The sequence below is a fragment of the Ectopseudomonas guguanensis genome (assembly GCF_900104265.1).
In the GTDB taxonomy this organism is placed as follows: Bacteria; Pseudomonadota; Gammaproteobacteria; order Pseudomonadales; family Pseudomonadaceae; genus Aquipseudomonas; species Aquipseudomonas guguanensis.
This window is the reverse complement of the sequence record NZ_FNJJ01000016.1, coordinates 63,064-77,771: the sequence shown is the minus strand read 5'-3', so window position 1 is coordinate 77,771 and position 14,708 is coordinate 63,064. Positions and strand designations below refer to the sequence as shown.

Sequence of the window (14,708 nt, the reverse complement as noted above, 5' to 3'; positions counted from 1 at the left end):
CCGAGCATAACCGGGCGGCCGCAGCAGGTCTTGAACGTTCTTGCTCAGAATCCCGCCGCCACCTCCTCGAGCCTGGTCGGCTCGCCTCCTCGCTCCATCACCACGCCTTCCAGCCCCAGCAGCTCGCCGAGATCCGAGTAAATGCCCCGGCCGCGCTCGCGGACCCACTTCTCGCTGCCGTCGGCGCACAACAGGCGATAGTCGAAGGCGAACGGGCGCGACTCGCGCAACGCTTGCTGGACGGCATGCCAGACCCGCTCGCGATCCGCAGGATGAATCAGGGCGTTGAACGTCAGGCTGTGGCTGTCGACCAGACGCTGCGCCGAATAGCCCGTCAGCTCGCGGCAGCCTGCGCTGACGTACTCCATGCTCCAGCTCCGGTTGTTGCGGCAGCGATAGACCATCAGTGGCAGGCCGTCGAGCAGGTTGCTCAGGCTGCGGTGGCGTGCCTGCAACTGCTGATGCTCGGGCACCTGTGCGGTGATGTCGGCGAGGCTGGCGAGCAGGCCATCGCCGTGCCTTACCAGACGCACCTCGACCCAGCGCAGCTCCGTCCGGCGATGCAGATAACGCAGGTTGCCGACCCAGGTTGCCCTGCCCTCGCCCAGGCCGTGCAGCGCCTGCTGCCAGACGGGACGATCCTCGATATGAAGGAACTCGCCGTGGTCGAGGTGAAGGCAGTCGCGCAGCCGATGGCCGCTGAGCTGCTCCCAGCCCTGATTGGCCTGGCGCAGCGCTCCGGTGGCGTCCAGATGGACCAGCGCAATCGGCAGCGCATCGAAATCCGGCGACCGACGCCTGCCACTCAACACCTCGCGCAACGCTCGCCACAGCCTCATCGCCACCCTCCGTCACCCGCGGATGGGCCACTGCGATGCGCCCAGGCCGCCAGTTCCAGGCGCGAGCGCAGCTTGAGCTTGCTCAGCAGGTGCTTGACGTAGACCTTCACCGTCCCGTCGCTGATGCCCAGCTGACGCGCGATCAGCTTGTTGCTGAAGCCCTCGGCGATCAGCGCCAGGGTCTGCCGTTCGCGCTCGGTCAGGCCCACACGCGCACAGCCCGCGCCCCGCTCGCGCGGGCTGCCGGCCAGCAGCAGCGCAAGCGCCGGATCGAGGCGCGCGCGGCCATGGGCACAGGCGCTCACCGCAGCCAGCAGCGCCTCCGGCTCGCTGTCCTTGAGCAGGTAGCCGTCGGCACCTGCGCGCAGTGCCGCGCGCACATCCTCGCGCGCAGCAGAAGCGGTCAGCACCACCACGTTCACCGCCGGCAGGTCACGCTTGAACCACTCCAGCGTGGCCAACCCGTCGATGCCCGGCATGTGCAGATCCAGTATCACCAGATGCGGGCTCAACTCGCGCGCCAGCTCGATACCGGCCGCACCGCTGGAGACGCTACCGACCACGCGGAACGATCCACTGGCCTCGAAAAGTTCCGCCAGGCCGCGGCGCAGCAGGGGATGGTCATCGATCAGCAGCAGGTCGAAAGGCGCGCTCATGGTCGCCTCCAGCGCAACTGCACCCGCGTACCGCCGCCATCCTTCGATGCGATGAGCAGCTCGGCGCCGATGGCAGCGGCGCGCTCACGCATGATGCTCAGGCCGAAATGCCCGCTGTCGGGCAGATCCGCCGGCAGGCCGACGCCATCGTCGCGCACTTCGACCTCGAAGCCGTTGCCGGTCGGCCACAGGCGAATCTGCACCTGCCTGGCGTGGGAATGGCGCACCACGTTGGCCAGCGCCTCACGCACGATCTGCAGCACCTGCAGTTCGCTCTGCGCAGGCAGGCCGTCGTCGGGCAACCTGTTGTCCAGGCTGAACACGCAACTGCTGTTGCGGGCGAACTCGGCCACGGAAGCCTCCAGGGCCTGGCGCAGGGTGCGGCCGTCCATGGTCAGACGCGCGCCGCTGATCAACTCGCGAACCTGGCGGTGCAGGCCGTGCAGGGTGTGACGCAGGTCTTCGAGCATCAGCTCGGCCTGGCGGGCGTCGCCAAGCACGCCGTGCAGTCGCGCGGTGCGAATCTGCAGGTAGCCGAGCTGTTGCGCCACCGAATCGTGCAGCTCGCGGGCCAGCAGGCCGCGCTCGGCGCTGAGCTCGCGGCGCCTGAGGCGACGATCTTCGGCGAAGGCCTGCAGCACCTCGCCCAGGCGCCGGGTGATATCGCGCAGCTGGTTGCGCTGCCAGGTGGCGGGACGGCTGGCGAAGCTGACCAGCAACAGCGCCTTGCGTCCCTCGGCATGCTGCAGCCCGCACAGCACGTGGAAGCGCCCACGCGCCAGGCAATCACGGCAGAGCTGCACCTGCCCCGCCGCCGGCAGCGCTGCATGCTCGACGCATGGCGCATCGGCCGCGCCACCGCCCAGCCGGCGCCAGCCCGCGGCAGAGCCTTTCGGCAGCAGCAGGCAGGCCTGCTCGGCCTCCAGCGCCAGCCCCAGTTGCGCCAACACGGCCAGCAAGGGCGCATCACCCCCCTGTTGCAACAGCCGCAGCGGCAACTCCAGCAAGGCCTGCCGATAGGCCGGTGGCGCAGCCTGACGGGGCTGTCGCGGGGCCAGCAGGGTGCGTAGCAGCAACGGGATCATCCGCCCTCCGGGTACGGCTCACTGCTGCTCGCTTCAGCAAGTTCCATGCCCCGCCAACGTCACCGTGGAACACACTGATAAGAAAGAAAATTTCTTTAAAGGAAATAATCATCGGAGCTGCTCACGCACCAGCGCAAAGCCAGGATGCCCCGCTCGAGGGCATGCCGCGGCGGCCAGCTACTCCCAAGGAGGTATCCCCAACGAGTGAATTGCGCCGTGCTTTGTAGCCCGTATGGTAATTCCCAAGAGGAAATTTCAATTCCTGACAGTTATCAATTTCCGCCTGGGAGACCGTCCATGACCACTCGCATCGCCATCATCGGTGCCGGCCCCTGTGGCCTGGCCCAGCTTCGCGCCTTCCAGTCCGCCGCCGCCAAGGGCGCGGAGATCCCCGAACTGGTCTGCTTCGAAAAGCAGAGCGACTGGGGTGGCATGTGGAACTACACCTGGCGCACCGGCCTCGACGAACACGGCGAGCCGGTGCACGGCAGCATGTATCGCTACCTGTGGTCGAACGGGCCGAAGGAATGTCTGGAGTTCGCCGACTACACCTTCGACGAGCACTTCGGCCGGCCGATGGGCTCCTACCCGCCGCGCGAAGTGCTGTGGGACTACATCAAGGGCCGCGTCGAGAAGGCCGGCGTGCGCCAGTACATCCAGTTCAACACCGCCGTGCGCGGGGTGACCTTCGACGAAACCAGCGGCCGGTTCGAGGTCACCGTGCACAGCTACGAGCATGACCTCACCCGCACCGAGCGCTTCGACTACGTGGTGGTCGCCAGCGGCCACTTCTCCACGCCCAACGTCCCCTACTTCGAGGGTTTCGAGAGCTTCGCCGGCCGCGTGCTGCATGCCCACGACTTCCGCGATGCACTGGAATTCAAGGGCAAGGACGTGCTCATCGTCGGCTCCAGCTACTCGGCCGAGGACATCGGCTCGCAGTGCTACAAATACGGCGCACGCTCGATCACCAGTTGCTACCGAACCGCGCCGATGGGCTACAAGTGGCCGGAGAACTGGGAGGAGAAACCGCTGTTGAGCCACGTCAAGGGCAGCACCGCGTTCTTCGCCGACGGCACCAGCAAGCACATCGATGCCATCGTCCTGTGCACCGGCTACAAGCACCACTTCCCCTTCCTTGCCGAGAACCTGCGGCTGAAGACCGACAACCGCCTGTGGCCGCTGAACCTGTACAAGGGCGTGTTCTGGGAGGACAACCCGAAACTGATCTACCTCGGCATGCAGGATCAGTGGTACAGCTTCAACATGTTCGATGCCCAGGCCTGGTATGCCCGCGACGTGGTCCTCGGGCGCATCGCCCTGCCCGACCACGCCGCCATGCACGCCGAAGACCTGGCCTGGCGCGAGGAAGAACTGACCCTGAAGAACGCGCAGGAAATGTTCGAGTTCCAGGGCAGGTACATCCAGACCCTGATCGACGCCACCGACTACCCCAGCTTCGACATCGCCGCAGTGAACCAGACCTTCCTCGACTGGAAGCACGACAAGTACGAGGACATCATGGGCTACCGCAACAAGTGCCACCGCTCGCTGATGACCGGCACCCTGGCCACGCCGCACCACACACCCTGGCTGGAGGCGCTGGACGACTCGCTGGAAGCCTACCTGGCCGACACGCCGCAACCGGCCATCAAGGCCGTGGGCTGAAACCGTACCCGTAGGGTGCGCTGCGCGCACCACTGGATGGCCCTCGAATGCCACGGCTGTCGGTGCGCACGGCGCACCCTACGGAACGAATCCTTGCGTGGAGCCATGACATGAACCTGCCCGTGATATCCCGGCCGCTAGAGCCGGCGCTGTTCGCCCGCGCCCCCGGCCTGGAGCGCCACCGCGTCGCTCCGGGCGGCCTGACGGTGATTGCCCTTGAGCCGGGCGACCGTCTCGAAGTGATCGACCTCGAAGGCGACCAGCGCGCCGAGCTGCTGGCGTTCGACGAAACGGGCCGCGAGGCGCTCGCAGCCCTCGGCCTGCTGTCCAGCCCCGGCGCCAACTTCATCGGGCTTCTGTTGAACGACGGCAGCCGCGAATCGCAGCACGTCGCCAACGGTCTGCGCAAACGCCATATCGACGCTCGCCACCTGCCTACGGCTGCGCGCCTCTGGCCAGCCGGCACGCCCGCCGGTTTCAGCCGCAGCCTCACCGCCAGCGCGAATCTGCTGGTGATAGCCGCGGCGCCCGGTGGCCAGGTGGCGGTGGACAGCCAGCAGCGCACCAGCGAACTGCGCCTGATCATTCAGCGCGCCAACCCGTCGAGCCTGCTGGTTCCGGCGCTGCCCGCGCCCCTCGGCGAGCTGGTCGACGAATTCACCATCGCCCCCGGCACGGCGCGCGACTACATCGTCGCGCCTGGCCAGTACATCCAGGTGATCGACGTCGCCGGTCGGCAGTGCTCGGACTTCGTTGCCTTCGACCGCCGCGGCCTGGATGCCGGCCGCGAGATCGACCTCGACCCCACCGTCACCCGCACCCTCAATGGCAACGCCTATCCCGGCCCAGGCCTGTTCAGCCGCTTCTTCGACCGCGACCTGCAACCGATGCTGGAGGTAGTGCGCGACACCGTCGGCCGCCACGACACCTTCGCCCTGGCCTGCACCGCGCGCTACTACGAGGCGCAGGGTTACTTCGGCCACGCCAACTGCAGCGACAACATCAGCCGTGCCCTCGCCGCCCATGGCGTGCAGGGCCGCCGCGGCTGGCCGGCGATCAACTTCTTCTTCAACACCGGGGTCGATGCCCATCAGCAACTGACGCTGGATGAACCCTGGTCGCGCCCCGGCGACTACGTGCTGCTACGCGCCATGCGCGAGCTGGTCTGCGCCAGCAGTTCCTGCCCGGACGACATCGACCCGGCCAACGGCTGGCAGCCGACCGACATCCATATCCGCGTGTATGCCGACAAGGAGCGCTTCAGTATCGCCATGGCCAACCGCAAGACGCCCGACGCCGACCCGGTGCTGACCCGCGAAAGCGGCTTTCACCCCGGTACATCCGCCCTCACCCGCCAGTTCGTCAATTATCGCGGCTGGTGGACGCCCACCCAGTTCGACGGCTACGGCACGCTGGCCGAATACCACGCCTGCCGCGAGAAGGTGGCGGTGATGGATCTGTCCGCGCTGCGCAAGTTCGAGGTGCTCGGCCCGGACGCCGAGGCCCTGCTCAACCATTGCCTGACCCGCGACGTGCGCAAGCTCAGCGTTGGCCAGGTGGTGTACAGCGCCATGTGCCATGAGCACGGCGGCATGCTCGACGACGGCACGCTGCTGCGCCTGGGGCCGGATGCCTTCCGCTGGATCGGCGGCGAGGACTTCGGCGGCGACTGGCTGCGCCAGCAGGCCGAGAAGCTGGGCATGAAGGTATGGATCAAGTCCGCCTCGGAGCAGATTCACAACATTGCCGTGCAGGGCCCGCTCGCCCGTGAGCTGCTCAAGCAGATGATCTGGACGCCGGGCACGCAACCGAAGCTGGAGGAACTGGGCTGGTTCCGTTTTCTCATCGGCCGCCTCGACGACTACGACGGCGCGCCGCTGATGGTCTCGCGCACCGGCTACACCGGCGAGCTGGGCTATGAAATCTGGTGCCACCCGAACGATGCAATGCAGCTCTGGCAGCGCCTCTGGCAGCTTGGCGAACCGCTCGGCCTGGCGCCGCTCGGTCTGCACGCGCTGGACATGCTGCGCATCGAGGCCGGGCTGATCTTCGCCGGCTACGAGTTCAGCGACCAGACCGATCCGTTCGAAGCCGGCATCGGTTTCTGCGTGCCGCTCAAGAGCAAGCAGGACGACTTCATCGGTCGCGACGCCCTGCTGCGGCGTAAGGAGCATCCGATGCAGCAGTTGGTCGGCCTGCAGCTGGACGGCAACGAGCCGGCCGCCCATGGCGACTGCGTGCATGTCGGCCGCGCCCGGGTTGGCGTGATCACCAGCGCCACGCGCTCGCCGGTGCTGGGCAAGAACATCGCCCTGTGCCGTCTGGCGGTGGACTACTGCGCGCCCGGCACCCGCGTGGAGATCGGCAAGCTCGACGGCCAGCAGAAACGCATAGGTGCCACGGTCGCCGCCAGCACCGTGGCCTATGACCCGGACAAGAGCCGGGTCAGGGCCTGATGCCCCAGTTGCATACCACGGACGCTTCACTGCAACGACGTTCGGTGCGCACAGCGCACCCTACGCGTGAAGGGTGCCCAGGCGGAATGGAACAAGCCCGTAGGGTGCGCTGCGCGCACCACGAACGCTTCGGCGCGACAGGGTTCGCTGTGCACGCCCGAGCGGACTTGGACAGCTAATTGCTAGGCAAGCAGCGAGTGCCCCGCCAATGTCCAAGGAGGATCGGCCGATGTGGTTCAGCAATACGACTCGAAACCTGGCCAATGAACTCAACCAGTGGCTCGAACACCTGCTCAGCCAGCACCCGCCGGCCGGCGAGCGCCCGTACCTGCAGCGCCAGCCGCAGCTACTCGGCAGCCTGCAACGCCTGCAGCACGACTGGGAAGAGCTGCAGCGCATTCGCCGGCAAAGCGAGCAACAACCACCCGCGCCCTGCACTGCAGAAGAGTACGCCGCCCTGCAGCAGCGTCTGACGCAGGCCGAGCAGCAATGTGCCCGGCTCGACGACGAGCTGCGCACCAGCCAGGCGCAGAACCAGGACATCGCCACCGAACGGGCGCGCTGGGAGGAAGAGCGCCAGGTCTGGGAATTGACCAAGCGCACCCTGACCGAAGGTTGCTGGGCGATGAACGTGGTGGACGGCGACCCCGACCATCCGCAGAACCTGATCCGCTGGTCCGAGCAGTTCCGCGAGCTGATCGGCTACAGCCGCGCCGAGTTTCCCGATGGCTGGGACAGCTACTTCCAGGTGGTCAACGCGGACGACCTGAAGGCGGTGATGCAGGCCTTCAACGCCTCGATGGTGGACAGGAGCGGCGACGGTTTCTACGCCGTGGAATACCGCATGCGCCACAAGACCCGCGGCGAAGTCTGGTATCGCGAGCGCGGCCGCTGCCTGCGCGACGCCCAGGGCAAGCTGCTCTACGTCACCGGCGCGGTACGCGAAATCAGCGACGAGAAGGCCGCCGCCAGCCTGCAGGAGCGCGAGCAGGCGAGCATCCAGGCCACCTACGGGCAGATCGCCCAGGTCGCCGGGGTGATCAAGGGCATCGCCGAACAGACCAACCTGCTGGCCCTGAACGCCGCCATCGAAGCCGCCCGTGCCGGGGAGCAGGGCCGTGGTTTTGCGGTGGTCGCCGACGAGGTGCGCAACCTGGCCAGGCGCACCCAGGAGTCGGTGCAGCAGATCCAGGGCATGTTGCAGAAGAACGGCTGACAGACGACCCATTTTCTGGCGTGCAACCGGCGAAACGAGCACAAACGGGGCATTTTTCGAGCAGCGGCTTCAGCGGCGCCGCAGACCGCGGGCACGCCACGCAGGCGACTTGTGGCACAGCCATTGCTTATTCATTGAAAGAACTTTTTATAACTACAGATAAATTCCAGCCTAGGGCGCGACCGCTTCAGTTCCACTGCCAATACCGACGAACCTTCCAAGAACAGCATCGAGGATTGATTGATGGAAGAGCAAAAGACACCCACTCTGGAAGAGCTGCAGGCTCTGATAGAGATGACCAACACCCTGAATATGGAAATATTCTACTGGTGGTGCATCGCCCTGATGATCTGCATTCATGCAGGCTTCCTCTCCTACGAAATCGGTGCATCGCGACTGAAGAACGCCCTGGCTGCCGGGGTGAAGAACATCCTTGCCTTCGGCTTCATCGTGCCCAGCGTGTTCCTGCTCGGCTGGGCCGTGTACAACGCCTTCCCGGACGGTCTGGTACCGCGCATGGACGCCTTCCTCGCCGGCATGCCGTGGAGCGATGCCATGGGGCCGAACATCCAGGACAACGCCACCGGCATCTTCTGGGCCGCCTTCGCCATGTTCGCCGCCACCACCGGCTCGATCATGTCCGGGGCGATCATCGAGCGGGCGCGCATGAGCGCCTTCATCATCCTCACCATCGTCCTCGGCGGCTTCCTCTGGCTGCTGGCCGCGGCCTGGGGCTGGCATCCGGAAGGCTGGCTAACCGTCAAGTGGGGCTACCATGACGTCGGCGCCGCAGGCGTGGTGCACATGATCGCCGGCTTCTTCGCCCTGGCCGTGGTCATGAACCTGGGCGCACGCATCGGCCGTTTCAACGCAGACGGCAGCGCCAACGCCATCGTCGGCCACAGCATGCCGATGAGCGTGGTCGGCCTGATGCTGATCATCGTCGGCTTCTTCGGCTTCCTCGGCGGCTGCATCATCTACAACTCGGGGGCGCAGTGGATCAACATCTACGGCCAGCCGACCAACCTCTCGGCCTTCGCCTTCAACACCCTGATGGGCTTCGCCGGCGGCCTGATCGGCGCCTACCTGACCACCCGCGAGCCGTTCTGGATGATGTCCGGCGGCCTGGTCGGGATCATCTCGGTGGCACCGGGTCTGGATCTCTACCACCCCGGCCTGGCCTACCTGATCGGCATGGGCGTCGCCGCTACCGCACCGCTGGTGAACAACCTGCTGCTCAAGTTCAAGCTGGATGACGCGGTTGGCGCATTCGCCGTGCACGGCTTCGGCGGCTTCGCCGGCCTGGTGATCAGCGGCATCTTCCTCGCCGGCTACCCGAACATGAACGGCATGGCGCCGATCAGCTTCCTCGGCCAGCTGGGCGGCGCCGTGGTCATGGCCGCGCTGGGCTTCATCCCCGGCTACGTCATCTCCTACGCGCTGAACAAGGCCGGCCTGCTGCGGGTGCCGGCACACGCCGAAGAACGCGGCCTGGATCTGACCGAAGTGCCGGCCCAGGCCTATCCGGAATGGAGCTCGATGTATGGCCAGAGCAGCAGCGTTGGCGGTAGCGAGCCGTCGCCGCTGATCCACGCCGAACCCAAGTCAGCCTGACACCCTCCGGCCGACCGCCACTGCGGTCGGCCCACTCACAGGAGCGCTACCATGAGCATCACCACCTATGACGGCGCCAGCGCCGTGTTCACCTTCGCCGACAAGCCCGCCATCCTGATCTTCATCAGCCTGCTGGTCGCCGGCGTCAGCCTCTACGCCCTGATCGCCACCATGATCCACGAGAAGCACAGCTACGCCCTGCCGGACGACAAGCTGCCCAAACTCAAGTAGGCCCGCGGCCGGCGGCGCTCGCCGCCGGCCCCCGGAGGCTTGGGCTGGCGATGAGCGAGCGCCTGCCTGACCTTCACAGATATCACTTTGCCACTACTAAAGTAGTGGCGCGACAGGCCGACATCTGTCCTAGACTCGCTCACAACGGCCACCGCTGCACTCGAGCGGAACCTTTCGACAAGGCCCCAGGCAGGACGAGAACCTGCCTGTGACGAGCCTCTTCGCACATTGCCATGAACACACGCGTGAAGACTTCCTTCCAGCGAAGCCACGCGGACGAACAAAGCCGGTCACCTTGCGCACCGGCTCAGGAGCTCATGCCAGCCGGCAGCCCGTCGTGGGTCCGCGGCTGATGCAGGATGCACCCCAAGGCGCGGCCATCGCTCTTGTCTGCACTCGAGCGATTCCGTTCATGCCGTCCCACGTTCATAGCAGGTGTACCCATGTCGACTACCGCCCGTTTCTCCACTCGTGCCCTGCTGTACGCCAGCTATGCCTGCCTCCTGGCGCTGATGCTGCTGATCGCCGGCGTCTCCCTGTACAACCTCGCCACCTCCGATCGCGACTTCTCCAGCTACATCAACGGCGTCGAGGCACGCGCCCGCATGGCCAGCGAGGTCAGCGACGCGGTGAAGAGCCGGGCCATCGTGCTGCGCAACCTGGCGCTCAACAGCGCCCCCGCGGAGCGGACGCAACAGCGCGCCCTGATCGCCGCGCAGGAACAGGCCGTGGTCGACAGCCTGGCCGCGTTGCGCCAGGCGATCACCACGCACAGTGACGTGTCGGCTACCGGTCGGGAACTGCTCGCGCGCATCGAACGGGTGGAAGCACGCTACAGCCCGGTCGCCCATACCATCGCCGAGCACCTGTTCGCCGGCAACGACGCCGAGGCCATGCGCATGGTCAAGGAGCAGTGCACACCGCTGCTCGACGAGCTGACCCGGACCATCGACGAGTACCTGACCCATACCACCGACGTGGCCAAGCAGCGCGTACTCGACAACGAGGCGCACTACCTGCAGCAGCGCAACATGCTGATCCTCATCACCGTGCTCAGTTTCGCGCTCGCCGCGGTGCTGGGACACCTGATCAGCCGCTATCTGCTCAGCGCCCTGGGCGCCGAGCCGAGCGACCTCAACCGCATCGCGCAACGGGTAGCCGAGGGCGATCTGCGCACCATGGAGCAGGCCGTCGACAGCGCACAGAACAGTGTGCTGGCAGCCCTGCAGCGCATGCAGCAGAACCTGCGTCAGGTCACCCAGGGCATCGACAACTCGTCGCGTACCGTGGCCCACTCCAGCCAGGAGCTGAGCGAGTCGAGCCTGCGCAACTCCGAAAGCGTGGCGCAGGCCAAGCGCGAGGTGGAGCAGATCGTCACCGCCGTGCACGAAATGGCCGCCACGGTGCAGGACGTGGCGCGCAGCGCCGAGTCGGCCGCCCAGGCGGCCAGCGAAGCCGACGAAGCCGCACTGCAGAGCCAGCAGAAGGCGGGTCAGGCGGTGAACCTGATCGGCGAACTGGCGCAGGTGATCGATCATTCCAGCGAAGCCATGGGCCGCCTGAAGACCGAAAGCGGCAATATCGGCAGCGTGCTCGACGTGATCAAGTCGGTGGCCGACCAGACCAACCTGCTGGCACTCAATGCCGCCATCGAGGCCGCGCGTGCCGGTGAGGCCGGGCGCGGCTTCGCCGTGGTCGCCGACGAAGTGCGCAGCCTGGCCCGACGCACCCAGGAGGCCACCACCGAGATCGAAGGCCTGATCGCCAGCCTGCAGAAGATCGCCGATGAAACCTCGCGCTACATGGAGCGCTGCCAGAGCTCCAGCTCGCAGTCGGTATCCGGCGTGTCGGAGGCCGGCGAAGCGGTGGCGCGCATCGTCGCCATGATCGAGCGCATCAACGGCATGAACCAGCAGATCGCCACGGCTGCCGAGCAGCAGAGTGCGGTGGCCGAGGAAATCAGCCGGGGCATCGTCTCGGTGCGCGACAGCACGGAGCAGTCCGCCTCCGCGTTCCACCATGCGCAGCAGGAAAGCGAGAGCCTGGCGCGCACCAGCGAGGCGCTGCGCGAGAACATCGCCCGCTTCCGGCTCTGAGCCCCCGACGCGGCCCGACGGGTTCGGGCCGCGCCATCCTCAGCCAAGCGGTGCATACGACGACAAGGCAGGTGCTGCACGGCCCTGCACACCCGTTCGCCTTCCTCTCATGCCGTTTCGTGGCTGGCCAGTTTCAGGCCGACGATGCCGGCGACGATCATCACCAGGCACAGGCTGCGCAGCAGGTTCAGGCTCTCGCCGAGAAACAGCGCGCCATAGGCCACCGTACCCAGGGTGCCGATGCCGACCCACACCGCATAGGCCAGGCCCAGCGGCAATTCGCGCACCGACAGGCTCAGCAGGTAGATGCTCAGCGCCAGGAAGAAAGCGCAGTACAGGCTCGGCCACAGCCGAGTGAAGCCATCGGTACGTGGAATGATCGAGGCGTAGAACACCTCGCAGATGCCGGCCAGCAGCAGAAAACCCCAACCGTTCAACCAGGCCATCGCCTTCTCCTTGTTGCCGGCAGGTCGGGCCACTGCCCTGTGGCCACACCTGCCGCGGCAATTCTCCGGCCGCGACCGCACCCGGTCACGACCACACGTTCAGCCCTTGGCGGTGCGCTTCTTCTTTTCCGGGTCGTCGAACGGCAGGGTATGGGCGATGGCATTGACCGCCAGGCTGCCCTTGACCTGCAGAGGCACGCCCTGCTCGGCATAGGGCACGTCCAGGCGTGCGATGGCCATGGATTTGCCGGAAAGCCGCGAGTACATGGCGCAGGTGATCACGCCCACCTGCCTGCCGTCGGCCCACAGGGTGTCGCCGGCCTCGGCGGCCCTGTCGCCCTCGAGCAGCACGCCGAAGATCCTGAAGCGCTCCTTGCCCTGCAGGCGGCGATGCTCGTTGCCCCCGCGGAAATCGCCCTTGGTCGGCGACACGGTGAAGTCCAGGCCCAGCTCCCAAAGGGTGTCGCCAGCCGGCTGGTCGGCGAAGGGGTACATCTCCGAGTTGTCGTAGGGGAAGAACAGCAGGTAGCTCTCCACCCGCAGCCAGTCCAGCGCGGTGAAGGCGCAGGGGATGATGCCCAGGCCCTTGCCCTGCTCCAGGATGCCGTCCCAGATGGCCGGGGCGTCGGCGGCCTTGCAGAAGATCTCGTAGCCGCGCTCGCCGGTATAGCCGGTGCGCGAGATCATCACCGGGCGCTCGAACAGCTTGGTCTGCATGTGATGGAAGTACGGCAGTTCGCGAATACCCGGCACGTGCTCGGCGAGAAAGTCCACCGCCAGCGGGCCTTGCAGCGACAGATCATGCAGGTCGTCATCGAACAGCACCGCCACCTGGCGGCCCTGAGCCGAACGCACCAGCATCTCGTGGCCGTTGCCTGAGCCGTGCACCACCATGAAGGCGTTGGGGCCGGTGCGGTAGATCACGCAGTCATCGACGAACTTGCCGGCCTCGTTGAGCATGGTGGCGTACACGCTCTTGCCCGGGTAGACCTTGGAGATGTCGCGGCTGGTGGCGTATTCCAAGAGGCTTTCGGCATGCGGGCCGACATAGTGCACCTTCTTCAGCCCGGACACGTCCATCAGGCCGGCGCGGGTGCGGATCGCCTCGTGCTGGTCGGCCAGGTCGCCGGCATAGGTCCAGGCGGTGCCCATGCCGCTCCAGTCCTCGAGCTTGGAACCCAGTGTACGGTGACGCTCGGCAAGGGCGGAAATACGCCAGGAATTGGCCATGTCTGTGTCTCCTGTTGTCCGTCGTTGAGCCTGCGCACGCAGGCGGAGTTGTGTCTCCCCCCTCCCACTGGTGGGAGAGGGGCCGGGGAGCGGGAACTCGGTGGCGTTCAGGCGGCCTGGGCCTGCGGGTCGAACTGGCGCAGCCAATCCACCACAGTCTGGCGATAGCGGGTCAGGCCCTTGTAGTCGGCGATCTCGTCCGGCAGGTCGCGCAATACGCGGTGCAGGCGGCAGGCCCAGGCCGGATTGGTGGCCAGCTCCTCGAGGCTGATCAGATAGGTGCGGATGCCGAACAGCAGCGCATTGCTGCGCGGCAGGCGTGGCATGAACTGCAGCTCGACGCGCAGATGCACCAGCCGTGCGACGTTCTGCGGCGTCACCAGGCCGCGCTCATGGCCCCACTCGTGGAAGGTCTCCGAGGCGGTGTCCAGGCGCGGGTTGATGGTCATGGTCCAGTTCAGGCGGCGCACCGGCTGGCCGACCTGGATGTTCAGCAGGTACTTCAGCGCACGGTCGAATACCCCGAGCTGGTGCGCCACGCCCGGCACCGGGGCGTGCCATTGCTTGAAGCTCATGCCGGCGTCGAACTTGATCGACCAGTCCGCCGGGCAGGTGACCATGCCGGCGTCCATGAACAGGTCGCCGTCGCGCTGATCGAGTACGGCGAAGTCGCCCTGCGCCTGGCGCGTGATGTACTCCAGCGGCTCGAACGGCAGCGTGCCGGCATCGCCGAAGGTGAAGCGCTGCTCGATGCCCAGCGGGCGGTTGATCCACAGCCACTGGTCGCCGTCACGCTCGAGGGTGAAGTGCTCGGGGTAGTCGGCAGCCAGGTGCTCCATCAGCATTTCCAGGGTGTCCCAGGCGGCCTGGGCCATGTGTGGCATCACCAGGCAGCGCTGCGGGTCGCGCTCCAGCACGCAGGCGCGCTCGGCCATCTCCGAGAGGTAGTGCTCGTCGATATCGAACCAGTGCTCGAACACCGAACCCGGCTCGCGTGGCGTGGCCGGCTCGATATTGACCGAGTACATGTAGCTGTCCTCGGCAAAGGGGAAGGGAAAACGGGCGATGGCCTGCGGGCTGTTGCTGAAGGTGAAATCGTCGCGATAGGTTTCCACGGGTTTCATTACGACGGGCATGACTCTCTCCTGAAGGGTGCGCTGAGTGCACCGGT

At 66.4% G+C, this 14,708-nt stretch carries 12 protein-coding genes; 6 read left to right on the top strand and 6 right to left on the bottom strand.

The window, feature by feature from the left end; all coding sequences use genetic code 11:
- Positions 1-44 precede the first annotated feature (44 nt).
- From BLS61_RS20910 to BLS61_RS20900, 3 genes are read right to left on the bottom strand one after another with little or no spacing between them, the layout of a single operon-like run.
- Positions 45-839 (bottom strand): PAS domain-containing protein, encoded by a 795-nt coding sequence (locus tag BLS61_RS20910; protein ID WP_090434170.1) that lies wholly within the window; start codon positions 837-839, stop codon positions 45-47.
- Positions 836-1,495 (bottom strand): response regulator, encoded by a 660-nt coding sequence (locus BLS61_RS20905; RefSeq protein ID WP_090434167.1) that lies wholly within the window; start codon positions 1,493-1,495, stop codon positions 836-838. Before BLS61_RS20905 ends, BLS61_RS20910 begins: the two co-directional genes overlap by 4 nt.
- Positions 1,492-2,580: an ATP-binding protein gene (locus BLS61_RS20900; RefSeq protein ID WP_090434164.1), complete on the bottom strand. Its 1,089-nt coding sequence runs from the start codon at positions 2,578-2,580 to the stop codon at positions 1,492-1,494. The genes BLS61_RS20905 and BLS61_RS20900 overlap by 4 nt, the downstream gene beginning before the upstream one ends.
- Positions 2,581-2,877: 297 nt before the next feature.
- On the opposite strand from BLS61_RS20900, the gene BLS61_RS20895 reads away from it, so the two are divergent.
- The 6 genes from BLS61_RS20895 to BLS61_RS20870 all read left to right on the top strand — a co-directional run bounded on the left by BLS61_RS20895 (position 2,878) and on the right by BLS61_RS20870 (position 11,861).
- A complete protein-coding gene (locus BLS61_RS20895; protein ID WP_090434162.1) occupies positions 2,878-4,248 on the top strand; it encodes an NAD(P)-binding domain-containing protein in 1,371 nt (456 codons plus the stop codon).
- A gap of 110 nt (positions 4,249-4,358) precedes the next feature.
- The gene (locus tag BLS61_RS20890) at positions 4,359-6,704 is read left to right on the top strand and encodes a trimethylamine N-oxide demethylase (protein ID WP_090434160.1); all 2,346 of its coding nucleotides are present in this window, start codon (positions 4,359-4,361) and stop codon (positions 6,702-6,704) included.
- A gap of 229 nt (positions 6,705-6,933) precedes the next feature.
- Positions 6,934-7,920: a methyl-accepting chemotaxis protein gene (locus BLS61_RS24075; RefSeq protein ID WP_090434158.1), complete on the top strand. Its 987-nt coding sequence runs from the start codon at positions 6,934-6,936 to the stop codon at positions 7,918-7,920.
- A gap of 243 nt (positions 7,921-8,163) precedes the next feature.
- Complete coding sequence (locus BLS61_RS20880) at positions 8,164-9,534, top strand: ammonium transporter (protein ID WP_090434156.1); 1,371 nt, start codon at positions 8,164-8,166, stop codon at positions 9,532-9,534.
- A 51-nt stretch (positions 9,535-9,585) separates the two neighbouring features.
- Positions 9,586-9,765, top strand: a complete 180-nt coding sequence (locus BLS61_RS20875; RefSeq protein ID WP_024309124.1) for a hypothetical protein — start codon at positions 9,586-9,588, stop codon at positions 9,763-9,765.
- A gap of 443 nt (positions 9,766-10,208) precedes the next feature.
- Complete coding sequence (locus BLS61_RS20870) at positions 10,209-11,861, top strand: methyl-accepting chemotaxis protein (protein WP_090434153.1); 1,653 nt, start codon at positions 10,209-10,211, stop codon at positions 11,859-11,861.
- 107 nt (positions 11,862-11,968) lie between these two features.
- Here BLS61_RS20870 and BLS61_RS20865 read toward each other — a convergent pair whose 3' ends face one another.
- The 3 genes from BLS61_RS20865 to BLS61_RS20855 all read right to left on the bottom strand — a co-directional run bounded on the left by BLS61_RS20865 (position 11,969) and on the right by BLS61_RS20855 (position 14,673).
- On the bottom strand, positions 11,969-12,307 hold the full coding sequence (locus tag BLS61_RS20865; RefSeq protein ID WP_090434150.1) for a DMT family transporter: 339 nt from the start codon (positions 12,305-12,307) through the stop codon (positions 11,969-11,971).
- A gap of 99 nt (positions 12,308-12,406) precedes the next feature.
- Positions 12,407-13,537, bottom strand: coding sequence for an aminomethyl transferase family protein (locus BLS61_RS20860; protein ID WP_090434148.1), 1,131 nt, complete (start codon positions 13,535-13,537; stop codon positions 12,407-12,409).
- A 107-nt stretch (positions 13,538-13,644) separates the two neighbouring features.
- A complete protein-coding gene (locus tag BLS61_RS20855) occupies positions 13,645-14,673 on the bottom strand; it encodes a heme-dependent oxidative N-demethylase family protein (RefSeq protein WP_090434146.1) in 1,029 nt (342 codons plus the stop codon).
- Between the last annotated feature and the right edge of the window lie 35 nt (positions 14,674-14,708).

Bases quoted from the DNA above. Each gene is read 5' to 3' on its own strand.
- BLS61_RS20910 (WP_090434170.1), bottom strand. From the start codon at position 839: ATGAGGCTGTGGCGAGCGTTGCGCGAGGTGTTGAGTGGCAGGCGTCGG.
- BLS61_RS20905 (WP_090434167.1), bottom strand. From the start codon at position 1,495: ATGAGCGCGCCTTTCGACCTGCTGCTGATCGATGACCATCCCCTGCTG.
- BLS61_RS20900 (WP_090434164.1), bottom strand. From the start codon at position 2,580: ATGATCCCGTTGCTGCTACGCACCCTGCTGGCCCCGCGACAGCCCCGT.
- BLS61_RS20895 (WP_090434162.1), top strand. From the start codon at position 2,878: ATGACCACTCGCATCGCCATCATCGGTGCCGGCCCCTGTGGCCTGGCC.
- BLS61_RS20890 (WP_090434160.1), top strand. From the start codon at position 4,359: ATGAACCTGCCCGTGATATCCCGGCCGCTAGAGCCGGCGCTGTTCGCC.
- BLS61_RS24075 (WP_090434158.1), top strand. From the start codon at position 6,934: ATGTGGTTCAGCAATACGACTCGAAACCTGGCCAATGAACTCAACCAG.
- BLS61_RS20880 (WP_090434156.1), top strand. From the start codon at position 8,164: ATGGAAGAGCAAAAGACACCCACTCTGGAAGAGCTGCAGGCTCTGATA.
- BLS61_RS20875 (WP_024309124.1), top strand. From the start codon at position 9,586: ATGAGCATCACCACCTATGACGGCGCCAGCGCCGTGTTCACCTTCGCC.
- BLS61_RS20870 (WP_090434153.1), top strand. From the start codon at position 10,209: ATGTCGACTACCGCCCGTTTCTCCACTCGTGCCCTGCTGTACGCCAGC.
- BLS61_RS20865 (WP_090434150.1), bottom strand. From the start codon at position 12,307: ATGGCCTGGTTGAACGGTTGGGGTTTTCTGCTGCTGGCCGGCATCTGC.
- BLS61_RS20860 (WP_090434148.1), bottom strand. From the start codon at position 13,537: ATGGCCAATTCCTGGCGTATTTCCGCCCTTGCCGAGCGTCACCGTACA.
- BLS61_RS20855 (WP_090434146.1), bottom strand. From the start codon at position 14,673: ATGCCCGTCGTAATGAAACCCGTGGAAACCTATCGCGACGATTTCACC.